Raw genomic sequence first — 21,737 nt, forward strand, 5'->3', positions numbered from 1 at the left:
TTACCAAGCGAGTTTGTAAAAACCTAATGGTTATGCCTTGGAGCATTTTATTTTCTGTTGACTGATTTAGCCATTTTTGCTAACATTCTTTCGCTTGCCAACTTAGCTCACCTGGTAGAGCAGCTCCCTCGTAACGAGCAGGTACTCGGTTCAAGTCCGGGAGTTGGCTAAAGTATAAGACCACACTAAAAATAAAGTGTGGTCTTTGTTTTTTATGGAAAACTTGAACCGAGTACCGAAACGAACGCCGACCAAATGGGAGGAAAAGTCGGCAAGGATGCCGACGTAAGTGAGTGAAGGCGTCCGAAAGGAGATGGCATGGAAGCCGGCGACTGGAGGAATCGAGTTCAAGTCCGGGAGTTGGCTAAAGTATAAGACCACACTAAAAATAAAGTGTGATCTTTATTTTTTCCAGTAAGCTGGTGTAAGAAAAATAAAGAGTGTAAAAAGTTCCAGACGGCCGGCAATCATTGCAAAACTGTACCACCATTTTATAGGGGCAGCGAGCCAACCGCAATTATTGCTTGGTCCTAACGCACCAAATGCAGGCCCGCAGTTTCCGAGCATTGTTACAGCTCCTGTAAAAGAAGTTTGCATATCAAGCCCAAAGAGCGATGTAAAGAATGCTGTTAAAATTACAAAAGAAAAATACAAAAAGAAAAAAGCCGAAACTGAAAAAACAACATCTTTTCTTCCTGCCTGCTGATTCAGCCTGATTGAAAAAACTCCGTGCGGATGAATCATTTTTAGTATTTCATTTTTGAACTGCTTGTAAAGAACAACCCATCTTATGACTTTTACTCCGCCGGAAGTTGAACCGGACATTCCGCCTATGAACAAAAGCATCAAAATTACAATTTGGCTTGCGCTTTTCCATTTTGTGTAGTCGGCTGTGGAAAATCCTGTTGTTGTCAAAATGCTTGCTGTTTGAAATGCAGAAAATCTGAGCGACTTAAAAAATCCGCCGTAAGAAGAACTTTGAATAATTGCGATTGCGACGATTGAAATAACATTTATCCAGATGTATGCTTTTAGCTCCGAGTTGCATTTTATTTCGCTGAAATTCCGTGTGAAAAAATAATAATAAAGTGAAAAATTTATTCCTGCTAAAAACATAAACGCAAAGCAAATCCATTCGATTGAAGCGGAATTGTATGCGCCGATGCTTGCATTTCTTGTAGAAAATCCGCCTGTTCCCAAAGTTGAAAATGCGTGGCAAAGTGCGTCTATAAAATCCATTCCCGCAATTTTTAAAAGAGCAGTTTGAACAAGCGTCATTCCAAGGTAAATGAACCAAAGAATTTTTGCGGTGGTTGTTATTTTAGGCGTGAACTTTCCTTTTTCAGGGCCTGTAGTTTCCGCCTTTATAAGCTGAAATCCGCCGACTCCAAGAACTGGCATAAGCGCAACCGTAAGTGCCACAATTCCCATTCCGCCAAGCCAATGTGAAAGGCATCTCCATAAATTTATGCTGCGCGGAAGTTTTTCAATTTCAGAAAGAATTGTTGCGCCTGTTGTTGTGAATCCGCTTACGCTTTCAAAAAATGCATCCGTAAAATTTGGAATTGCTTTGCTAAAGTAAAGCGGAATTGCTCCGAACACGCTTGCGGAAATCCAGGCGAGTGCGACAGCTGCAAAACTTGATCTTATTGTAAGCCTTGATTTTTTGTTGCGGAAAAAAAATATCGTCATTGAACCTAGAATCAAGCTTGCAACCATTGGAATTAAAAAAGATGGAAGTACAAAATATTCATGGCAGAAAATTGCCGTTGCGATTGGAATTGAAAATGAAAGTCCAACTATTGAAATTATAAAAAAAATTATTCTGCAAACTGTAAATGCCATTGAAAGTTCCTATTTGCTGAATTTTTCCAGAATTTTTTTATCTCCAGTTTTTTCTATTATAACTAGATGGTCGCCCACAGAAAATGTTGTGTTTCCCTGCGGAAGTTCAAATTTTTCGCTTCCAATTTTCTTTACAAGAAGAATCAGATATTCGCCTGGACTTGCAATGTCTTTCAGCTGCTTGCCGATAAATTTGCTTGATGAAGGCAAATCGCATTCCACGATTTCAAATGCACCGTTTGAAACTGTATGAATTCCCGTTACTGATTTTCCGTGCAGATGGCTTATGATTGAATCAACCAAAGTGTCTCTCATAGGAATTGCGACATCGATTCCAAGCTTTCTGGCAATGTTTCCGAACTGGGCCTGGGCAACCAAAGCAATTGTTTTTTCCACTCCAAGAGATTCAAGGTAAGCGGAAACAACCATGTTCAGCTCGTGATTGTGCGTGGCGCAAATTACAAGGTTGTACTTTTGAATTCCTTCTTCTTCTATAAACACATCGTCTGTGATGTCCGCATTGAAAATCTGCGCCTGCGGAAATTTTTTTTCAGCTTCCTTGCAAAGGTTTTTATCGCTGTCTATGATTGTGAATGTCTGAGAAATATTTTTTGTTCCGCTGAAAATTTTTCTTAAAAACGAAACTTTGTCTTTTTCAATAATTTTGTCTGCTACGATTGTTCCGATTCTTCCGATTCCAACTAATGCGATTTTTTTTATTGTGTCTGTCTTGATTCCGCAAAGCTCAAGTATGAACGGAATGTTTTCTTTTTCAATTATGATTCCGATTCTGTCTCCTGCATTTAAAATCGTTTCGCCGGATGGCAAGGCTGAAATCATGTTGTCTGAATCTTTTTCTTTTGTTTCCTGATAAACTATAAGAAATTTTTTGTCTGTAAGCGAGCGGATGTTTTTTAATGTGGCTCCATCGAGTTTGCTTCCTTTTTCAATTTGAAGAGCAATGATTTCAAAATCACCGTTTTCGCCAAAATCAACTATGTCGCTTATTGCTCCGTGCTCAACAGCTTTTACAATTGCCTGCGCCGCTTCTACATCGGGATGAATCATGTAATCAATTCCATAAAGCGGACGATGATTTCCCTTGAAAGTTTCTGCATGCTGGCGCGCTGTTGTGTTTGTGTTTGCATAGTAAGCATAGTTTCTTACACGCGCAATTTTCAACACATCTGGATAAACAGCGTCCACAAGAGAACAGGTAATCATATTGATTTCATCGCTGTCAGTCAAAGTTACAAGCGCATCCATTTTTCCGATTTCAAGTTCTTCCAAAACTTGAAGGTTGTTTCCGTCTGCATTTATAACTTCGCAGTCAAGACGATTGCTTACGTGCTCAACAATGTCTTCGTTGCTTTCGATTATTTTTACAATGTTGCCTTCGTTTATAAGGCGTTTTGCTAGCTGAACTCCAGTAAAGCCCGCGCCGATTATCATTATGTTCATTGTTTTAATTATACATGAAACCTCGCGCTGTGTTCAATCTAAGAAAATTATGAGGAAATTAAAACCTCTCTTTTTATAGACAGAAAAATCAAGATGAACTAAAATGCTGGCGTATTAAAAATTTATTTTTGGAGATTTAAATTGTCAATTTTTCAAGGAATTGTTTTGGGAGTTCTTCAGGGCATTGCTGAGTTTCTGCCGATTTCTTCTTCTGGACATTTGATTGTTGCGCAGAATTTATTTGGGCTTGAAGAAGTGCCTCTTTTGTTTGATGTGTTTCTTCATGTTGCAACTTTGCTTGCCGTTGTTTTGTATTTTAGGAAAAAAATATGGGAGCTGATTTGCAGTTTTGCAAGAATTTTTGTTCCTGTAAAAAATCCTTCCGCCGTCCAGATTGAAAAAAAAGACGAAGACACAAAATACATTGTTGCTATTATTCTTGCTACTTTTGTTACCGGTGTACTTGGAATTTTTTCTTCAAAAGTCATTTCTGAGATTTCTGTAAAACTTGTTTGCGCTGGATTTGTTGTTACAGCCTTGCTTTTGATTTTTTCTTCACTTATTGAAAAGAAACATTTATCTTATTCTGAAACTTCTTTGAAATCTCCGTCCTGGAAGCAGTCTTTGGTAATCGGCTTGGCGCAGGGAATTGGAACTTTGCCTGGAATTTCAAGAAGCGGCTCAACAATTGCGGGCTCTCTTTTTTGCGGAGTCAAACGAGATGTTGCAGGCGAATTTTCATTTATTGTTTCTATTCCGGCTATTTTGGGTGCGTTTATTCTTGAACTGAAAGATTTGGGGGAAGTTTCATCTTCGATTGGAGCAGAGCCTGTTATTGCAGGTTGCGCGGCGGCTTTTGCAAGCGGATATATTGCTCTTTCTTGGCTCATGCGCCTTATAAAAAAAGGCAGGCTTGAATGGTTTGCCTGCTACTTAATTCCTGTTGGAATCTTGGGAATGATTTTCCTTCATTGACATTTTGAATTTCCAGCTTGACTAGAACTATTTTCATTGTCATTCCCGCACTTGATGCGGGAATAAAAGTTTAAGAAAAGTATTATCGGGTCAAGCCCGATAATGACAGTAGGTAAAAATCAAAGCTAATTAGATTCAGCAGCTCCCGGAAGTCCTATGTCTTTTCTGTAGAACATATCGGTGAATTTTATTCCGCTCATTGCTTCATAAGCGTTTTTCCATGCTTCGTCAAAAGTTGTTCCGTATGCAGAGCAGGCTAAAACTCGTCCGCCGCTAGTTACAAGTTTTGTGTCGTCCGGGCTTCGGCTTCTTCTATTTTCCATTGCTCCAGCTATAAAAACCTTTGCATTGGCTTTGCTTGCTTTTTCTTCGTCGATTGTAATATTGTATCCTTTTTTATAGGATTTTGGATAACCGCCGCTTACTGCAACTGGAGCAACCTGATAGCCTTTTTTCCATTTGAGTTTGAATTCTTTTAAAGAGCCGTCAGTTATGGATTTGCAGAGGCTTAAAAAGTCAAAGTCCATAAGCGGAAGCACTGCCTGTGTTTCAGGATCTCCAAGGCGCACATTGTATTCAAGGCATTTTGGGCCGTCTTCTGTAAGCATAAGCCCGAAGAAAATAAATCCGCGGTAATCATAATTTTCCGCTTCAAGCCCTTTTAATGTTGGTTCAAGAATATTTTTTTCAAACTGGGAAATTATTGCTGGAGTCGCATCGTCAACAGGAGCGATTGCGCCCATTCCGCCTGTGTTCGGACCTTTTGCGCCATCGAAAAGCCTTTTGTGGTCTCTTGCGCTTAAGAATGGAACTATGCAGGATTTCCCTTGCTCTGAAAATTCTTTAGTAACGCTTACAGCCGCAAGAATTGAAATTTCTGTTCCGCGAAGATATTCTTCTATTACGAGTTTTTTTCCAGCTTCACCAGCAATAGAACCATCCATAAGCTGCTCGACTGCATTTTCTGCTTCTTCTAAAGTTTTTGCTACTACAACGCCTTTTCCGGCTGCAAGTCCGTCTGCCTTTACGACAATCGGCGCGCCTTGTTCTTTTATATATGAAAATGCTTCTTCTTTTGAAGTGAAAGTTTTGCTTTTTGCGCAGGCAACGTTATATTTGTGCATGAATTCTTTTGCAAGGTCTTTACTGGCTTCAAGTTGCGCTGCCTGAAACTTTGGTCCTACAGTCGGAATTCCTGCGTTCCAAAATAAATCTGCAAGTCCTTCTGCAAGCGGATTTTCCGGCCCGATAACGGCAAGCTCGCAATTGTTTTCCTTGGCAACTTTTATATACGCGTCATTTCCTGTAATGCCGTTAAGATATTCGCATTTTGAAAAATCAATATTTCTGCATTTTTTTTCAAAGGCTGTCCCGCCGTTTCCAGGAACGCAAATTACTTCTTCAATAAGATTGCTTTGTGCCAGTTTCCATGCAATTGTATGCTCTCGTCCGCCATTTCCTACAACAATAACTTTCATAGTTGCTATGATAGTTTAAAAATCAAAAAGTTACAACATTGCAGAATTTTAGGCGGATAAGAATTCAGGCTTGTTTAAAAAGATTCAAGGCGAACTAAAAGCTGCTCAAGTTTTACTGCATAGCTTTTGTCTGCTGCCCAAGTTCCTGCAAGACCTTCTATTGTTGGCGATTTTCCGCGCGGATTTACATACTTATACCGAGTATCAATACATTCGTTGTTCAGTGGAATATCTTTTGTTGCATATGCGTGAAGATGCTGAATGTGCGCCCTTACTCCGAGTTGTTCCGTTGCAAAAGTTTCGCCTGGATGTTCTGCATCGATTGCGCCAAGTCCGCAGTAGTTGTGCATTTGCGGTGTAACAAGGTTTCCGAATCTTAAAAATCCAGTTTCTAGGCACATTTGAACAAAAGCACAGTCGCTGTTTATTCCTTCTGCGTTTGCTTCTTCAATGTAAAGAGCTGCAAGCCGTGCAACTTCTTTTTTATTTGCTGAAGGATTTGCGCTCATAAAGAAGTTATAAAGCTGTTTTTCTGATTTTATTCCCTGAGCAGAAAGATTCCTTGAAATTTCTTTGCGGCCTTTTGTTGAAACGCACGAAACTGCTGTTAGCAAAATGCAAAATATAAAAATCGGCAATTGAATTTTTTTCATGTTTACGAAATTGTTGTTCCTATGTAATTTTTTCCATCGAGGACTGCTTTTATATTCCCGATGTTTTTTCCGCCGGCGCAAATAACTTTTAAGCCAAGCTCCTGTGCTTTTTTAGAAGCGATTGGGTCGAACGGACAGTTTTTTCCTGGAACCCATTCGTCTCCTACCATTTTTCTAAAGTCGCTCCATGAAATATTATCGATTGGTTTTGCGTCAGGATTTTTGCGAGGATCATCCGTGTAAACTTTTTCGATGTTTGAAAGATTTACAACTGTGTCTGCTTCAAATCTCTCTGCAAGAAGAACAGCATCATTGTCTGTTGAAAATCCAGGTTTCCAGCCGGAAGCAACGAGAATTCTTCCTGTAAAGTCGCTTACTTTTGTAGGATCTGTTACAACATCTTGACTGCACAAAGGTCCAAAGACAGTTTTTAAAAGCTGGGCATTGAGCCGCGTTGCCATTATTCCAATCCAGTCGCAGGCATAGTTAAGTTTGTCTGAATCTTCAAATGCTGAAAGTTTCTTTTGGTTTTCATCAAATTTTGCAGAAACTGCTTTGTATGAGTTCTGATAGTTTCTTGCAGGTCCACCACCACCGGCTACAAGAATCAGACGCGCATCTTTATTTTCAGAAAGCCACGAGCAAATCATGCTGCTGAATTCAAAAAGAAAATTTTCATCTGGTTTGTCCGGCGCGATTATTGAACCGCCTACGCTTAAAACTTTTGTAGTCATTTTGTTCTCCGTATATATTTTAGTAAATTCCTTGAATAACAGGATTGTTCCATAAAGAACTATAGCTTGAAGTTTTGTCTCCGGCTTCTTCCCATAAAGATTGTAAAGCATAAGTGCGCGGCCTGTAAACAATTTTGCTGTTTAAAGACGACTGCTTTATCTGATGCCAACCTCTGCTGAATGCGATATGCTGATTGTCAAGATTTCCAAAGTAGAATTCTTTTGGGTCAGTTATTTCAATGAATGAAGAAAATGAAAGTCCATCTCCAAGCGAAACATCAACAGGCAGCCATCCGTATCCTTCAAAGTAAATCTCTGTCCACCAATGCGGACTTACATTTGATTTATCCTGCGCAAGAATTCCTGCCACTGGAACAGATGGAATTCCTGCCGCTCTGCACAAAGCTGTGTAAAGAATTGCAAAATCGTAAGCGTCTCCTTTTTTTCTGCGGATTAAATCAAGCGGCGAAATATTTCCAGTGCGGATTTTTTCAGAAACTTCATAATTTTCTGTCATAAAATTGTATATAAGTTTTGCCTGCCTGTACGGATTTTTTTCCCGTCCGATAATTGTTTCAAGAAGTGAAGAAACTGCTTTTGAATCCGAAGGAACACAAGCATCTGCGGAAGTATTTTTTGTGTACAAAATTCCGCCTTTATCTTTGTACTGCCCTAAATTTTTTGGATTTAAATTTCCTTTTATTCCGAATGTGCTTACAATAAATGTCTGGCTGAATCTTTGCTTGTTGTTTGTAATTTTGTTCAGCTGCTTGTTATGAATTATGTCAAAAGTGTCATCAACAATAAACGGCTCAGGGTAAACTTCATTCAGCTCAACAAACGGCTGAAACGAAGAAACTGCGGGCTTTGGAATGTAAAGCAAAATCGAACTTTCTTGAGAAGCAACGTGATTTGAAATATCGGCTGCAATTTGAATTACGTAAGTTCTTCTGTTTGAATATTGCTTTTTTCCGTAAGGAAAATTTACATTGATTTTTTTTGCCGCGCTTGTTCCGTGCGGAGTTTCTATGAAAACTGAGCCGCTTGAAGCTCCATCTGGAATTTTCACAGAAATTTCAGAATCTGTCCAGGCAATATAGTCAAAGTCAGTTTCGCTTGCCGGAATGAAAATGCTGTTTTTGTCTTGGTTTTCGTTTTGCTCTGAACTATGCAAAGGTGAAGTTTCGTCCCGGTTTGCGGTAAAATAAACTTTTGATTTTCCTTTTGAAGGTCCGAAATTTGTTCCGCGGATTATTATTGCTTGACCGGTAGCTGCGTTTTCTGCGGAAATAGATGAAATTACAGGAATTGAAGTTACAGGAGATACGATTGCTGCTACAGGAATCCCGTTTTCATTTGCAAAAAAAGCCGGTTCTGATTTTCCTGCTGAAGTTCCTACAATCACGAGTCCGTCCTGCGCATTTGGCGGAATTATAAATTTGATTTTTTTGTCCGACCAAAGTGAATATCCGCTTGCAGTGATTTTTGAGCCTGATATTTCTACGCTGGAAGTTCCCCTTGAATCTCCAAAGCCGCTGCCTTCTATTGTCATTTCATCACCAGGCGAGCCAATCATCGGAGTTATTGAGTCTATCACAGGCTTGCGCTTTACATTGCGGCCTAGAATTCCCAAAATAAAAATTGCGGAAACAACTATAATTATCCAGCTTATTGTTCTTGCTAGCGGAGAACTTCTAAGGAGATTCGAATAAGATTTTAAAATTGCCAATTCATTTTCCTGAGTCTAAATTTGAAAAAGGGTAGGAAACGTGAAATGCAAATCCGTTGTTTCTGTTTTGTTTCTCTGAATTTTCGCCCTGCGGATAAAAAACGTCGTAGTTTTTTAGAGAAGGAATCAGTGCGATTTTCTTGAAATTTGATCCGCCGATTATTAGAACAGGAACTGCCGAAGCTGAATTTGAAGAAACTGGCAATGTGTAAAAGTTTTTGTCCGAATTGTCGGAAGCCAAAATCGAATTCAAAACTGAAACGTCGATATTTCCGTCGGAGCTAACCTGATTCGCTGTTGACGAAATTGAAGTGCGCGCTACAGGTTGAAATGCAGAAAGTTGCCCCTCAAACGGATTCGTTTTTTTTGCGCTTGGAACAACGAATGCAAAAACTGCCGCCGCCGCAATTCCAGCTGCGAAATATTTTATGCCGCTGCTTGGCTTTGGAAATTTAAATGTGTTTTTTCCTGCCTGAGTAACTTTTTTGTAGGAAAGCCGTGCTTCAAGCCTTTGAAAACTAGAATCCAAATCTTCCTTTGAAAAATGAAAGGACTCTTTGTCTTCAGCAAAGACCGAATTAATCGCGAGGAATTTTTTTAGCTTGGCGGAGCATTTGGGGCAGGAATTTACGTGCGCTTCGTATTCTGCAACATAATTCTTAGGAAGTTCTCCGTCCGCATAGATAGAATGAATGTCATCTTCAGGACAAGTAAACATCTTCTTCTCCTATCAGTTTTAGTAATTGTGCCTTTGCCCGGAAAACCCGCACCTTTACATTCCCCTCTGTAATTCCGAGCTGGCGGCCAATCTCCTTGTAGTTCATATCGGCATATTCTTTTAGAATAAGCACTTCTTTTAAATTGTCAGGAAGCTTGTTTAAGGCTTCTAGCGCAATTTTTTTTGCTTCCTTTTTTAAAAGCTCTGTTTCGCCGCTTTCCATTTGCTGACGGCCTTCATAAAGCGCCTTGTGGTAAGCGTTTGCCTCTCTAACTTTCCGTTTTGCATAATTCAGCGAAGCGTTTTTTACAACTCTAATTAGCCAGAAAACTGCGTCATTTATAGAAGGAAAAACCATTGCTTTCTCGTTTGCCTTTATAAATGAGTCGTGAACCAAATCTTCTGCGGCTTCTTCATCTTCTACAATTTTAAACGAAACTTTGAACAAAAGTTCCATTGCAGAGTCGTATAATTTTCTAAAGTCCTTTGAATCCGCGCAATTTATCGAGCCTGATTCACTTTTATTAAAAGAAAACACAATAAGTCCTGTTTAGTTACATTTTTTCTGTTTTTTTTAGGAACGCTTCCAAACTGCTCCATTTGGAGTGTCTGTTATAACGATTCCGCGCTCTGAAAGCATATTGCGGATTTCGTCGGCTCTTGCAAAATTTTTTGCTTTTTTTGCTTCAACTCTTTCTGCCACAAGCGCGTCAATTTCCTGTGCTTCTGGATCTCCTGAATGGTCTGGAACAGAAGCTTTTTGCTCTTTTTCCTGTTCAGCAAGAAAGTCCGCGGCAGATTTTACAAGATTCAAGCCAATTACACTGTCCATTCTGCGCACAAGTTCAAGCGATTCTTCAGGCTTTAAAGAGCCGTCTTTAACTGCCTTTTGTATGCAGCTCAATGCAACTGGAGTCGAAAGGTCATTTTCCAAAGCGGCTTGGAATTTTTCCATGTATTCCTTTGCTTTTTCAGACAGATTTTCAGTTTTGCAAGCTTCGCCTTTTGTATAAACTTTGGAACAATTCAGTGAATCAGCTCCTCCTGCATTTTGCGCAAGCCGGGCAACACGCTGAACAAGGGCTGCTCTTGAATTTTTCGCTGAATCCATTGCGTCCCAGCTAAAATAAATTTGCTTGCGGTAATGTCCTCCTAAAAGGAAAAATCTGTAGTCAAGCGGATCGTAGCCTTTGTCTATTAATGACTGAAGCGTCAAAAAGTTACCGTGGGACTTTGACATTTTTTCTGCCTGACCTGATTCTGCGGCTTTTTTGTCTTTTGCAATCACAAGGAATTCATTGTGAAGCCAGTAGTTTACCCATTTGTGGCCGGTCGCGCCTTCTGACTGGGCGATTTCGTTCGTGTGGTGAATCGGGATGTGGTCGATTCCGCCCGTATGGATGTCAAAATGCTCGCCGAGGTATTTCATGCTCATTGCGGAACATTCGATGTGCCAACCCGGATAGCCTCTTCCCCAGGGAGAATCCCATGTTAAAGCCTGATTTTCAAATTTTGATTTTGTGAACCAGAGAACAAAGTCGTAGGGATTGCGCTTGTTCTGGTCAACTTCGATTCTTGCTCCAGCTTTGAGGTCGTCAAGATTCAGGTTGGCAAGTTTTCCGTAGTCGGGATAGGTCGTTACATCGTAGTAGAGGTTTCCGCCGGACATATAAGTGTGTCCGTTCGCTTCGATTCTCTTGATAAGCTCGATCATGTCCTGGACGTGTTCTGTCGCCTTGCAGACGACATCCGGCCTGATTATGTTCAGCCTGTCAATGTCATTGAAAAAAGCGTCCGTGTAGAATTTGGCGACTTCAAGAACCGACTGATGGCGTTCCTGAGCTGTCTTGAGCATTTTGTCCTCGCCCTCGTCTGCGTCTCCGGTAAGATGCCCGATGTCTGTTATGTTCATAACGTGCTTTTTGTCGTATCCGAGGAAAGTGAGCGTGCGGTCAAGCGTGTCAAGAAAAACGTAGGCGCGGAGATTTCCGATGTGCGCGTAGTTGTAGACGGTCGGTCCGCAGCCGTAAAATCCCACAAAACCTTCGTGAATCGGAACGAATTCTTCCATCTTGCGGCCCATTGTGTTGTACAGTCTCAACGCCATTTTTTTTCCTCCATTGAAAATCTTGTGCGCATTATATTAAGTGCTTGTTTTCACTATCGATTTTTTTATTTTTTTTCTATAAAATGAAATGCAATGACTAACAGAATACGCAAAATAGTTGAAAATATCAAGAACTTGTACAAAGGACGGCTTTTTCCAGATGAACCGATGAGTCTTCATACTACAATGAAAGTCGGCGGAAATGCTGAGCTTTTTGCCGAACCTAAAGATGTTTTTTCACTTGCGCTTGTTATTTCAGAATGCAAGAAAAATTCTGTGGATTTTTTTATTCTTGGCGGCGGAAGCAATTTGATTGTAAGCGATGAAGGATTTTGCGGCGTTGTTGTTTCAATGAATGCGTTTTCTTCTATTAAATTTGAAAATGGAATTGTAATTTGCGGTTCTGGAGTTGAAACTAGCCGTGCTGTGGAATTCTTTGCGCAAAATGGAATTTCTGGAATGGAATCTTTTGCGGGGCTTCCTGGAACTTGCGGCGGAGCTTGCTACATGAATGCCCGTTGCTATTCGAATGATATAAGTTCAAAAATTGAATTTGTGGAATATCTTGACTTGGAAAATTTTGATGAAAATTCCTATAAATTTCTTGAGAAACATATAAAAATGTATCATAATAATAAAGATTGTGAGCAGTGGGCTTATAAACATTCGCCGTTTATGGAAAAATCCGCTGTTATAACAAAAGTTGCCTTTAAAGCGGAAAAATGTCAGCCTGAAAAAATTGCTGAACTTAAAGCTGCGTGCGAAAGTTTTATAAAAGACAGAGAGCAAAAGGGGCATTTTAAATCTCCAAGTTCTGGAAGTGTTTTTAAAAACAACCGGAAATTTGGAGAGCCGAGCGGAAAACTTATTGATGAAGCCGGCTTAAAAGGTGTAAAAATCGGCGGGGCGCAAATAGCTCCGTGGCATGGAAATATAATTATAAACGCAGGAAACGCAACTTGCTCCGATATAAAAAAACTTGTTCGGCTTGCACAAGACAAAGTGAAAGAACGGACTGGTTTTATGCTGGAATGTGAAGTTGTTTTTGTTTAGAAGGTGGTTCGAAATTGCTTCAGCTTTCATTTGTGAATTTTAAGCAGAACTCATATATTCTTGTTGAAGGAACTTCTGCAAATGACAGATTTTTTATTATTCAAAGCGGAAGGGTAAAGTGCTTTAACGAGGTTGCGATTCCAGGAACAACTCCTGAAATTTTAGGACCGGGCGACTTTATTGGAGTAGTTTCCTGTATGTCTGGGCATGGGCAAACTAAAAATGTTGTCGCATTGACTCCTGTTGTTGCAATCATGGTTCATAAAAGCCAGTACCCAGAACTGATTATGAAAAACACGCCTGTCGCAATGAAGATTGTACGTTCCTTTGCCCGCGACATGAGAATTGTAAATGATCAGCTTACAAAGCTTACACTAAAAAATATTATTTTGGATTCTCCGGAGTCACTTTTTTCTATAGCGGAATACTACGAAAAGTCAGGCCATTACAATATAGCTTTGTACGGATATTATCAGTATTTAAAGCAGTGTCCAACAGGAATCAACATTGAAAATGCCAAGCGAAAATTCATTGCTTTGCGGCAAAGGGCAAAAGCTGTTTACTTGGAGCCGTCAAATGAAACTTTCCGTGAATATCCTGCCGACTCAATGATTTTTTCTGAATGTCAGAAAGGCGCGGATATGTTTATAATTCAGGAAGGCTCTGTAAGAATTTCAAAGGTTGTAGACGGAAACGAAGTTACTCTTGCGCTTTTAAAGAAAGGCGATATGTTTGGCGAAATGGCATTGCTTGAAAATAAACCGCGTTCTGCAAGTGCGATTGCCCATGAACCTTGCCGGCTTATGGTTGTGAATATGGCGAACTTTAATCAGATGGTAACAACCCAGCCGCAGATGATTTCAAAACTTACAATGATGTTTGCGGAACGTCTTTGGGCAATGCACCGTCAGCTTGCGAATACTCAGCTTGGCGATTTAAGGGAAAAACTTATTGACATGATTTCGCTTCAGATTGAAAAGCAAAAAGTTCCTTTTGTAAAAGGCAGCGTTTACCATTCCGGGCTTTCTTTGACAGATGTGTTTAAACTTTGTGCAATTCCGCGTGAACAGCAAGGGGAAGCTTGCCGGCAGATTCAGTATGACCAGAACATAAAAATTGTGGGCGGAAAAATCGATGTGCCCGATGTTGAAGAGCTTATAAAACAAGCTGCTTTCTATAGAAAACAGAGTTCAAAACATGCGAATTAAAAGAATTTTTATCTGTCTTTTTTTCTTGCTTTTGACTTTTCCTTTTTTTGCTGAAGATTCGCTTCCTTTTGGATACCGCGGAATACAGCTTGGAATGTCTGTAGATCAGGTAAAAGAGGCTTTAAAAAAAGATTTGAGCTTTGGCTACCGTGGCGACAGAGATGTTTCGCTTTTGCCTGGAGAAAACAGAACTTTAATAGAAACTGACACTTCAAAAAACGCTCCGTATTCGTTCCTTGATCGCTGTTGGTTTCAGTTTTACGAAGACAAACTTTACACAATTACACTGAACTTGCGCCGCTCGAAGATTGACCATTATTCTGTTTTTTCTTCATTGACTGAAAAATATGGAAATCCTTCTTCGCTTAATCCTGAAAAATCTGAATGGAAAGACGACAACGTGATTATGTCGCTGGAACGTCCGCTGACTTTAAAATACACTGACAGGAAAATTTTTGAAGAGCTTCAGTCAAAGGCTCTTGTAAATAAAAGCGCGGAAGAAATGGCTCGGGATGAATTTCTTGAAGGACTTTGATTTATGAAAAGTTTTAAGTTTTTTGCGGTTTTTGCAGCTTGCGTTTTTATTCCTGTTTTTGTTTCGTGCCAGAATAAAAAATTTAATCTTCCTATAAAGGAATTTAAAATTTTAACTTCCGCAGAAAATTCTGTTTTTGTAAAAGCTGAGATTGCCCAAAAAGAAGAAGAGCGCAACTACGGATTTATGAACCGCAAAAATATTCCAGAAGGAACAGGAATGCTTTTTGTTTTTGAAAAAGATCAGGTTTTAAGTTTCTGGATGAAAAACACGCCGCATCCGCTTTCAATTGCATATATTGATAGAACTGGAACAATTCAGAATATTTTTGACATGACGCCTTTTAGCCTTGCGCCTGTAAAAAGCACTCGTTCTGTAAGATATGCTTTGGAAGTTCCACAGGGCTGGTTTGAAAAAGTCGGAATAAAAACTGGCGATAAAATTGTTTTAGATTAAAGCGCGCTAAATTTCAGCATCAAGTTTTGCTATTTGAGATGCGGCAATCTTGTCATTTGGGTCGATTTCAAGGACAACTTCAAAATACTTTCTAGCTTCTTCATTCTGATTCATTTTTAAGCACAAACATCCAAGGTTGCTTATAATTTTTGTGTTTTCTGAATCCATTGAAAGCGCGTCTACCAAAGTTTCTTTTGCTTCTTTTAGTTCGCCTGTTTCCATTTGGCAGATTGCAAGCTCATTTAATGTGTCTGCGTTTTCGTCTCCGCCTTCGCATTCTCTTGCTTTTAAAAACGCCTGTTTTGCGTCTTCAAATCGTCCAAGCCGTCTAAGTCCCCAGCCAAGCAAAAACCATGCGTTCCAGACAACAGGATTGTCTCTTATGAATTTTCGGATTTCCTCAAGGCCTTTTTCTTCTTGACCTTCAGAAATCAGTTTGTATGCGTCTCGGAATCTGTCGTTTTCCAAATTGCGGTTTGAAATTTTATTGATAATTTCCTGTGCGCGTTCTTTTTTATAAATTCCGTTTTCGCCAAGCTCTTCGTCTTTTGCGTCTGCAACAAGTCCAAGATAGCTTTCAAAGCAGCCTTTTGCTTCTCCGTAATCGCGTTTTTTCAGGTAAAAAAAGCCTGCGTTAAAATATGCGTCTGGAATTTCTTTGTCGCTGTCCATTGCCTGTTTGTAATAGTCAAGCGCAGCTTCGTCATAAGCATCTGCGTCTTCGTTCAGGGAATTGCGCCGGTAGCTGTCTGCTTTTTGGTCAAAGAAAATCGCCATGTTCAAAATTATTGCTTTGTCTTGCGGGTCGATTCCGTTTACAGCCAGCCAAATTTCTTCTGCCAAATCCCAGTCTTCGTTGCGGGCTTTTAATATTGCGGCTTCTGCCAGCTCTTTTTTTATTCCGGGGCGGACATCTGTAATTAGCTTGCGGTAATATTCTGAATTTTCATTTTTTTTGTCGTAAGCAAGAACTGTTAAAATGCCAGAAAGAATCTGTTCTTCTGAAAGCTTTGTCGCATCTTGTTCAACCGAATCTTCTGGATTTTTTTTCTGAACAGGCAGCGGAATTTCAGGGTTGATTTTCATTGCCTTTGGGGAAAGAACTGAGCCTTCAGGCAACTTTATAAAATAGATAGAATCCAGTGAATTTGTAGAAACCATTTTTTTCCTTGCTAAAATTATATTGCTGAATTTTCAGGCTGGGCAGGAGATGCAGGCTTTGACTCATCCGCAGGCTGAACATCTTCAAGTTCTCCAGCTGTAAATTTATTGTCCAGTTCTTTGCGCTTGGTGTTTGCAATGTATTTGTTTATGTGGACTTTATATGCAAGGCTTATGGAATCTTCTGCAAATTTTATGCTTGCTGAAATAATGTCTTTTCTGCCTTCTATAAAATCTGTTCTAACAATAATTCCGCGGATTGAAATTGTCTCGTGAGGATCTTCGAATTCAAGCTGAATAAGAGCTTCCTTATTTATAAGGAATTTTGCAAGCCCAAGCAGAACAACTTTTGCGCCGCCAAACGACAAGTCTTGCAGGATGCAATGTCGCGGAACATTTTGTATGTAAATTACAATTTCCTTCTTTTGAAGTCCGAGCTTGCGCATTGATTCCTGAGTTATGAGAATGCGCTCTTCTTTTCTTCTTGCCGCATTGAAATTAGCATCAAGAATATTTCCAATCATCAGAATCAAGTCGTCCGGCGGCCTTTGCGTGTACTGAATTGTAATAATAGAAAGATCCGTGCTGTTCATGTACGGTTCGATTAAGCAGACTTTCGCCGTAACAAAAAAACTCATCAGCTGGCCGTCTGGCTGGTAAAAGCAAAATCTTAAGCTTACTGGCGGCGCGGATTTGTTTGAAAGCACTGCATAGGCTCCGCTTTTAGTCCCGAGGATTATTTTTGCCTGATTGAATGACGTTGAATTTATAATACAAGGCCATTGAAGTCCGCTGCATTTTATATAAACCTGGCGCGGATCCATTTTTAGTGTATGTATTATTTCCTTTGAAAAGGTGATTTCTGTGTCTTTGTAATTTTCGTAATAGCGGTTGATAACCTGAGCTGTAACGATTGCCATACATCAATAATAACTCATAATTCTTCTTTCAACAATAGAAAATATTAAAAAAAAGTTATGAAAGATTTTTTGCTTATAAAAAATCTCTATTGAAATTAGTTTGAAAGTTTTATATAATTTTTGAACTAATTTATATCCCTCACCGCGGCAAAAATTGGTGAGAAAATCACCATGGTGAATAGGAGTAAAAATTATGGCAACTAGAAGAAACCCTCGTTTTAAGGAATGCAGAAGACTTGGTGTAAATGTCTGCGGACACCCAAAGGCAATGAACAGAGCAAATGATCCGGCTTTTAAGAAGTCAAAGAAAACTTCTGAATACGGAAAACAGCTTTGCGAAAAACAGAAGGTAAAGGCTTACTACGGAATTCTTGAGCGCCAGCTTCGCCGTTATTACGACATCGCTTCAAGAAAAGAAGGAAAGACTGGTGAAAACCTTATCGTTGGTCTTGAAACTCGCCTTGACAACCTTGTTTACCGCATTGGTTTTGCAAATTCAATCCGCATGGCTCGTCAGGTTGTTTCTCACGGACACGTTCGTGTTGATGGCAAAAAAATCAACATTCCGTCTTTCCAGGTAAAACCAGGTCAGGTTGTAACACTTTGTGAAAAAGCCCAGAAAAATGAGCAGTTCAAGACAAGCTTCCTTAATGGAAACCGCCGTCCACTTGCTTATATTGAAGTTTCAGAAGAAGCTTTCTCTGGAAAACTTATCATGATGCCAAAGCGCGAAGAAATTCCTGTAGAAATCAATGAACAGCTTGTTGTTGAATTCTACTCTAAATAATTAGATTCCGCTTTAAAAAGAAAGTCCGCTTGTTTTTCAGGCGGATTTTTTTTGTTTAAATGTCATTTTTTAATATTCGCATACGGAGCAGAAAAGCCCGTTTTTTATTACAATTGAATAAATGAGCGTATAAAGGTAGGTTTCTTCAAGCACAGAGCCTGTTTCCCTGATTGAAATGTCGGTTGCGGAAAGAAGCGCGAGAACTGAAGATGCGGCGCCTGCTGTCCAGATTTTTGCTGCCTTTGAATATTTTTCCTGATTCCGCTTGCCTGAAAATCCTGATGACTTTAGTTCTGAGTCGGCTGGAGATTTTCCGTCTGAATGAAGCGAATGCCACAGCCGCAGCTGCCTAAAGCAATATGTAAGACCTGCGATTAATGCGATTCCGTTTGATTCTTTTGTTGCGCGGATTTTTTGAAGGATTTCCAGTGAGCTTTCAAAACGTTGCTGGGGATTTTTTGAAGTGTCTGCCATTGAGTCAAAAAGTGTAAACGCATTTTCTTCCCTGTTGTGCGAAAGGATTTTTTCAACATCAGCGGAAGTGATTTTTGCGCCTTTTTCAAAGCAAAAGAAAAATCTTGAGCATTCAGACTTGAGGCTTTCTGTGTTGTTTTCGACCATTTCAAGAATTTGCTCAACTGCATCCGGCGCAATAGAAAATCCGTTTTTTCTAAAGAAGTTTTCAACCCACTGCGGTTTTCTGTTTTCAAACATTTCCCAGAAAATTTTCTTGTGGCTGGAAGAAACTGCGCTTTCAATCTTTTTGTCTATGGAATTTTCTTCGGAAATTAAAACAAGCGTGTTTGGAGAATTTTTTGAAGCCTTTATCCAGGAAACAAGGGAATCGATGTCGCTTTTTTGCTTTATCTGCTCGGCATTTCTAAGAGTTATAAAAAGCGCCGGAGCAAAAAGGCTTGCATTTTGAAGCTGGGATACAATATCTTCAATTCTTACATCGGCGGCATAATATTTGTACTGCTCAATTCCGTTGTTTTTCTTTGAGGCTGCATCCCGTAAATTTTCTATTGCTTCGTTTTTTTCACCGGCTTCTGGACCTGTAAAAAGATAGACTTCTGCTTCTGCCATTCTAGTATGTTCTTACAAGTCCAACCATTATTCCTGCAATCTGAACGTCCCGCGTGTAAATCGGCTGGAAATCTGGATTTTCTGGCTGAAGACGAATTCTTTCTTCTTCACGGTAAAATCTTTTTAATGTGATTGCATTGTTTACAACAGCGACAACAATCTGTCCTTCTGTGGCGATTTCTGCCTGCTCGATTATTGCAAGGTCGCCGTCAAGAATTCCAGCGTTTGTCATGCTGGCGCCGCGGACGTGAAGGGCAAAGTAGCTTTTTCCCGGGCGGACAAAAGGTTCTGCGATGTTTACATAGCCGTCAAGATTTTCCTCGCAAAGAAGAGGCTTTCCTGCGGCTACAGTTCCAAGCAACGGAATTTTTGCCAAGAACGGCTTTGTTTCTCTTACAAGTCCGTCGTCTTTTAAAACACGGATTGAGCGCGATCGTTTCTGGCACTGCGAAAGATAGCCTTTTTTCTGGCAGGCGGCGATGTGGTCTTGCACGGCCCTAAGCGAAATCCCGAAGTTTTCTCCAATTTCGCGTACAGTTGGAGGATACCCGTTTTCTTCTGTAAAACGCGCAATAAATTCCAGAACTTCTTTTTGCCGGTCTGTAAGATTTTTCATCGGCTACTCCTCTTCAAATTTTGCTTCAAAAAGATTAAAGATAGCTTCGGCAGCTTCTTTTTCGTCCGAACCTTCAGCCTTTAAAGTTATATTTGTGTTATATCCAGCTGCCATTGTGATAACGCCCATTATTGACTTGGCATTCACGGTGGTCGAGTCTTTTTCTAGGATTATTTCTGATGAAAATTTGTTTGCTGTCTGGGCAATCAATGCTGCAGGCCTTGCGTGGATTCCTGCGCGGTTTCTAACTGTAAGAATTTTCTCTGTCACAGTGGCACTTCCTTTGTTTTTATTTTTTAGACTCAATAAGAGTCTTCTTTTCCATAGTAATCTCTTTGGGCGGCTCCGGTTTCTATCCAACGCAAGATATTCTGGTTGAATTCCTGCGCAGAATAATAGCCCATTGTCTTTAGCCTTTCATTCATTGCGGCGGCTTCAATTATAATTGGAAGGTTTCGTCCGGGCTTTACAGGAATTTCTATAATCGGAATTTTTACGCCCAAAAGGTCTATAAAAGCTCCCTTTGTTCCAATCCTGTCATAAACTTTTGTCTGGCTCCAAGCTTCAAGTTTTATGACCATCTGCACTTCTTTTTGCTCACGGATTGCGCCAACTCCGTAAAGCTGGGCGATGTTTATAATTCCAAGTCCGCGGATTTCCATGTGGTGGCTTATAAGCTTGTTTGCTCCTTGCCCGATAATTGAGTTTCCGTTTACGCACCTTATTTCAACAATGTCGTCTGCAACAAGACGATGCCCGCGCTCAACAAGTTCAAGCGCAGTTTCACTTTTTCCAACGCCGCTTTCTCCTATAAGAAGAATTCCAACGCCGTAAACTTCTACAAAAACTCCGTGAAGCGTTTTTCTTGGAGCAAAAATATTTGAAAAAACTCTTAAAAGCCGCTGTGAAAAATCCGTTGAAATCAAGTCAGTCTGAAGAACAGCGCATCTTGAAGATTCCGCGACTGAAAGAAAAAATTCTGAAGGTTCAATGCTGTGGCTAAAAACGATGCAGGGCATTTCATAAGTAAAGAATTTTTTTATGAGATCAAAGTTTCCTTCAGATTCAAGCTTTCTAAGATATGCGGATTCTCCTCTTCCAAAAAGCTGAACGCGCTCATAAGCAAACGATTCATAAAATCCGGAAATTGCAAGTCCCGGGCGGTTTATGTCGGAAACAGTTATTTCCCTGTAAAGACCAGACCTTCCTGCAATGCACTTCATGTTCAGCGAGTCCTGGCCTTTTAAATCCAAGTCAAGAAGGTCTAATACTGTTATCTTTTTTTCCGACATATATATAGTATACAACGATGAACAAACAAACTCAATATGGAATAGCTAATGAAAAACAAAAAAACTGAAAGTGAATGGTTTAAAAACGAAGATTTTTGGCTGAACTACGGCCCTGTTATGTTTGATGGGCAGCAGTGGGCGCAGGCGGCAGGAATTGCAAAAAGCGTAATGAATCTTGCAAATCTTTCTGAAGGGAATAGCGTGCTGGACGTTTGCTGCGGACCTGGAAGAATCAGCGTGGAACTTGCGCTTCTTGGACTGAACGTTACAGGCGTTGACATTACCCAGCCGTTTTTGGATGCTGCTTACGAAACTGCGCAGGACGAAGGACTTCAGATTGAATTTATAAACAAGGACATGAGGACTTTTTCTTCACGCAAAAAATTTGACGCCGCCGTGAACATTTACAATTCGTTTGGCTACTGCGATAAAATCAGCGACGACATAAAAATTCTAAAAAAAGTGTGCGCTTCCCTTAAAAAAGGCGGAACTTTTGTCCTTGAATGCATAAGCCGCGAGATTGCCGTAAAATATTTTACAGAAGGCGAATGGTTTGAACGAGCTGGAATGACAGTTCTTACGGAATTCAAAGTGCAGGGCGCATGGGAAGGCTTACTTTCAAAATGGATTTTGATTGGCAAGGACGGAAAACGCATTGAGCATGAATTTGTTCAGCGCCTTTATTCCGCCGCCGAGCTTCGCGACATTCTTTGCAAAGAGTGCGGATTTTCTTGCGCGCAGGTTTTTGGAGGCTTTTACGGCGAGCCTTACGACCAAAACGCCAAAACAATGGTCATTGTGGCAAAAAAATAATGTAAGGCATATAGATTCTTTGATTTTTCTGGAGAATAGAGAGTATTCTTCAATTTTTATGCAAAATTTTCAGGAATATTGAATATTCGGTCGAATTTCGAGTTATAAAA

22 protein-coding genes and 1 tRNA gene are annotated in these 21,737 nt (G+C 40.1%); 8 read left to right on the plus strand and 15 right to left on the minus strand.

Annotation, left to right across the window (positions count from 1 at the left end; translation table 11 throughout):
* The first annotated feature begins 96 nt into the window (after positions 1-96).
* Positions 97-169 (plus strand) — tRNA-Thr (locus B4C08_RS06170).
* 233 nt (positions 170-402) lie between these two features.
* Here the strand turns inward: B4C08_RS06170 and B4C08_RS06175 are convergent.
* Positions 403-1,845 (minus strand): TrkH family potassium uptake protein, encoded by a 1,443-nt coding sequence (locus tag B4C08_RS06175; RefSeq protein ID WP_296664017.1) that lies wholly within the window; start codon positions 1,843-1,845, stop codon positions 403-405.
* Between the two features lie 9 nt (positions 1,846-1,854).
* On the minus strand, positions 1,855-3,306 hold the full coding sequence (locus B4C08_RS06180) for an NAD-binding protein (protein WP_296664019.1): 1,452 nt from the start codon (positions 3,304-3,306) through the stop codon (positions 1,855-1,857).
* 141 nt (positions 3,307-3,447) lie between these two features.
* Here B4C08_RS06180 and B4C08_RS06185 point away from each other — a divergent pair, with 141 nt between their 5' ends.
* Positions 3,448-4,281, plus strand: a complete 834-nt coding sequence (locus B4C08_RS06185; RefSeq protein ID WP_296664020.1) for an undecaprenyl-diphosphate phosphatase — start codon at positions 3,448-3,450, stop codon at positions 4,279-4,281.
* 125 nt (positions 4,282-4,406) lie between these two features.
* Here B4C08_RS06185 and purD read toward each other — a convergent pair whose 3' ends face one another.
* The 7 genes from purD to cysS all read right to left on the minus strand — a co-directional run bounded on the left by purD (position 4,407) and on the right by cysS (position 11,700).
* A complete protein-coding gene (gene purD / locus B4C08_RS06190; RefSeq protein ID WP_296664022.1) occupies positions 4,407-5,759 on the minus strand; it encodes a phosphoribosylamine--glycine ligase in 1,353 nt (450 codons plus the stop codon).
* A 74-nt stretch (positions 5,760-5,833) separates the two neighbouring features.
* Entirely contained in the window at positions 5,834-6,412 is a 579-nt protein-coding gene (locus B4C08_RS06195; RefSeq protein ID WP_296664024.1) for a glucosaminidase domain-containing protein, read from the minus strand.
* Between the two features lie 2 nt (positions 6,413-6,414).
* Entirely contained in the window at positions 6,415-7,146 is a 732-nt protein-coding gene (pyrH, locus tag B4C08_RS06200) for a UMP kinase (RefSeq protein WP_296664026.1), read from the minus strand.
* A gap of 19 nt (positions 7,147-7,165) precedes the next feature.
* Positions 7,166-8,875, minus strand: a complete 1,710-nt coding sequence (locus B4C08_RS06205) for a transglutaminase domain-containing protein (RefSeq protein ID WP_296664028.1) — start codon at positions 8,873-8,875, stop codon at positions 7,166-7,168.
* A 1-nt stretch (position 8,876) separates the two neighbouring features.
* Positions 8,877-9,593 (minus strand): anti-sigma factor family protein, encoded by a 717-nt coding sequence (locus tag B4C08_RS06210; RefSeq protein WP_296664030.1) that lies wholly within the window; start codon positions 9,591-9,593, stop codon positions 8,877-8,879.
* Positions 9,577-10,131, minus strand: coding sequence for an RNA polymerase sigma factor (locus B4C08_RS06215; protein WP_013702400.1), 555 nt, complete (start codon positions 10,129-10,131; stop codon positions 9,577-9,579). Before B4C08_RS06215 ends, B4C08_RS06210 begins: the two co-directional genes overlap by 17 nt.
* Positions 10,132-10,167: 36 nt before the next feature.
* A complete protein-coding gene (cysS, locus tag B4C08_RS06220; protein ID WP_296664032.1) occupies positions 10,168-11,700 on the minus strand; it encodes a cysteine--tRNA ligase in 1,533 nt (510 codons plus the stop codon).
* A 93-nt stretch (positions 11,701-11,793) separates the two neighbouring features.
* Here cysS and murB point away from each other — a divergent pair, with 93 nt between their 5' ends.
* Genes murB through B4C08_RS06240 form a run of 4 tightly spaced genes read left to right on the plus strand, consistent with a single transcriptional unit; the run spans position 11,794 to position 14,952 of the window.
* A complete protein-coding gene (gene murB / locus B4C08_RS06225) occupies positions 11,794-12,753 on the plus strand; it encodes a UDP-N-acetylmuramate dehydrogenase (protein ID WP_296664034.1) in 960 nt (319 codons plus the stop codon).
* Positions 12,754-12,767: 14 nt separating this feature from the next.
* Positions 12,768-13,961 carry a Crp/Fnr family transcriptional regulator gene (locus B4C08_RS06230; RefSeq protein ID WP_296091497.1) on the plus strand — a complete coding sequence of 398 codons (1,194 nt, stop codon included), beginning with the start codon at positions 12,768-12,770 and terminating at the stop codon, positions 13,959-13,961.
* Complete coding sequence (locus B4C08_RS06235) at positions 13,951-14,496, plus strand: hypothetical protein (protein ID WP_296091496.1); 546 nt, start codon at positions 13,951-13,953, stop codon at positions 14,494-14,496. The genes B4C08_RS06230 and B4C08_RS06235 overlap by 11 nt, the downstream gene beginning before the upstream one ends.
* A gap of 3 nt (positions 14,497-14,499) precedes the next feature.
* Positions 14,500-14,952, plus strand: a complete 453-nt coding sequence (locus B4C08_RS06240; protein ID WP_296664036.1) for a DUF192 domain-containing protein — start codon at positions 14,500-14,502, stop codon at positions 14,950-14,952.
* A 6-nt stretch (positions 14,953-14,958) separates the two neighbouring features.
* Here B4C08_RS06240 and B4C08_RS06245 read toward each other — a convergent pair whose 3' ends face one another.
* The gene (locus B4C08_RS06245) at positions 14,959-16,113 is read right to left on the minus strand and encodes a tetratricopeptide repeat protein (RefSeq protein ID WP_296664038.1); all 1,155 of its coding nucleotides are present in this window, start codon (positions 16,111-16,113) and stop codon (positions 14,959-14,961) included.
* Positions 16,114-16,130: 17 nt separating this feature from the next.
* Entirely contained in the window at positions 16,131-17,033 is a 903-nt protein-coding gene (locus B4C08_RS06250) for a PilZ domain-containing protein (protein WP_295796064.1), read from the minus strand.
* 193 nt (positions 17,034-17,226) lie between these two features.
* Between B4C08_RS06250 and rpsD the strand changes: the two genes are divergently transcribed.
* Positions 17,227-17,820, plus strand: a complete 594-nt coding sequence (rpsD, locus tag B4C08_RS06255) for a 30S ribosomal protein S4 (protein WP_294015506.1) — start codon at positions 17,227-17,229, stop codon at positions 17,818-17,820.
* 69 nt (positions 17,821-17,889) lie between these two features.
* On the opposite strand, the gene holA is transcribed toward rpsD, so the two are convergent.
* The 4 genes from holA to hprK are packed head-to-tail and all read right to left on the minus strand — an operon-like array spanning position 17,890 to position 20,814.
* On the minus strand, positions 17,890-18,906 hold the full coding sequence (gene holA / locus B4C08_RS06260) for a DNA polymerase III subunit delta (protein WP_296664040.1): 1,017 nt from the start codon (positions 18,904-18,906) through the stop codon (positions 17,890-17,892).
* A 1-nt stretch (position 18,907) separates the two neighbouring features.
* Positions 18,908-19,522, minus strand: a complete 615-nt coding sequence (gene lexA / locus B4C08_RS06265; RefSeq protein ID WP_295796060.1) for a transcriptional repressor LexA — start codon at positions 19,520-19,522, stop codon at positions 18,908-18,910.
* 3 nt (positions 19,523-19,525) lie between these two features.
* Positions 19,526-19,792, minus strand: coding sequence for an HPr family phosphocarrier protein (locus tag B4C08_RS06270; RefSeq protein ID WP_276780891.1), 267 nt, complete (start codon positions 19,790-19,792; stop codon positions 19,526-19,528).
* A gap of 32 nt (positions 19,793-19,824) precedes the next feature.
* Positions 19,825-20,814, minus strand: a complete 990-nt coding sequence (gene hprK, locus B4C08_RS06275; RefSeq protein WP_295796055.1) for an HPr(Ser) kinase/phosphatase — start codon at positions 20,812-20,814, stop codon at positions 19,825-19,827.
* A 48-nt stretch (positions 20,815-20,862) separates the two neighbouring features.
* On the opposite strand from hprK, the gene B4C08_RS06280 reads away from it, so the two are divergent.
* Positions 20,863-21,627 carry a class I SAM-dependent methyltransferase gene (locus B4C08_RS06280; RefSeq protein ID WP_296664042.1) on the plus strand — a complete coding sequence of 255 codons (765 nt, stop codon included), beginning with the start codon at positions 20,863-20,865 and terminating at the stop codon, positions 21,625-21,627.
* Positions 21,628-21,737: the final 110 nt, after the last annotated feature.

It is taken from the genome of Treponema sp. UBA753 (genome assembly GCF_002297325.1).
Lineage (GTDB): Bacteria > Spirochaetota > Spirochaetia > Treponematales > Treponemataceae > Treponema_D.

Coding starts and splice junctions, on each gene's coding strand:
- B4C08_RS06210 (WP_296664030.1), bottom strand. CDS start 9,593: ATGTTTACTTGTCCTGAAGATGACATTCATTCTATCTATGCGGACGGA.
- B4C08_RS06235 (WP_296091496.1), top strand. CDS start 13,951: ATGCGAATTAAAAGAATTTTTATCTGTCTTTTTTTCTTGCTTTTGACT.
- lexA (WP_295796060.1), bottom strand. CDS start 19,522: ATGAAAAATCTTACAGACCGGCAAAAAGAAGTTCTGGAATTTATTGCG.
- rpsD (WP_294015506.1), top strand. CDS start 17,227: ATGGCAACTAGAAGAAACCCTCGTTTTAAGGAATGCAGAAGACTTGGT.
- B4C08_RS06250 (WP_295796064.1), bottom strand. CDS start 17,033: ATGGCAATCGTTACAGCTCAGGTTATCAACCGCTATTACGAAAATTAC.
- pyrH (WP_296664026.1), bottom strand. CDS start 7,146: ATGACTACAAAAGTTTTAAGCGTAGGCGGTTCAATAATCGCGCCGGAC.
- murB (WP_296664034.1), top strand. CDS start 11,794: ATGACTAACAGAATACGCAAAATAGTTGAAAATATCAAGAACTTGTAC.
- B4C08_RS06175 (WP_296664017.1), bottom strand. CDS start 1,845: ATGGCATTTACAGTTTGCAGAATAATTTTTTTTATAATTTCAATAGTT.
- B4C08_RS06195 (WP_296664024.1), bottom strand. CDS start 6,412: ATGAAAAAAATTCAATTGCCGATTTTTATATTTTGCATTTTGCTAACA.
- cysS (WP_296664032.1), bottom strand. CDS start 11,700: ATGGCGTTGAGACTGTACAACACAATGGGCCGCAAGATGGAAGAATTC.
- purD (WP_296664022.1), bottom strand. CDS start 5,759: ATGAAAGTTATTGTTGTAGGAAATGGCGGACGAGAGCATACAATTGCA.
- hprK (WP_295796055.1), bottom strand. CDS start 20,814: ATGTCGGAAAAAAAGATAACAGTATTAGACCTTCTTGACTTGGATTTA.
- B4C08_RS06240 (WP_296664036.1), top strand. CDS start 14,500: ATGAAAAGTTTTAAGTTTTTTGCGGTTTTTGCAGCTTGCGTTTTTATT.
- B4C08_RS06245 (WP_296664038.1), bottom strand. CDS start 16,113: ATGGTTTCTACAAATTCACTGGATTCTATCTATTTTATAAAGTTGCCT.
- B4C08_RS06280 (WP_296664042.1), top strand. CDS start 20,863: ATGAAAAACAAAAAAACTGAAAGTGAATGGTTTAAAAACGAAGATTTT.
- B4C08_RS06180 (WP_296664019.1), bottom strand. CDS start 3,306: ATGAACATAATGATAATCGGCGCGGGCTTTACTGGAGTTCAGCTAGCA.
- holA (WP_296664040.1), bottom strand. CDS start 18,906: ATGGCAGAAGCAGAAGTCTATCTTTTTACAGGTCCAGAAGCCGGTGAA.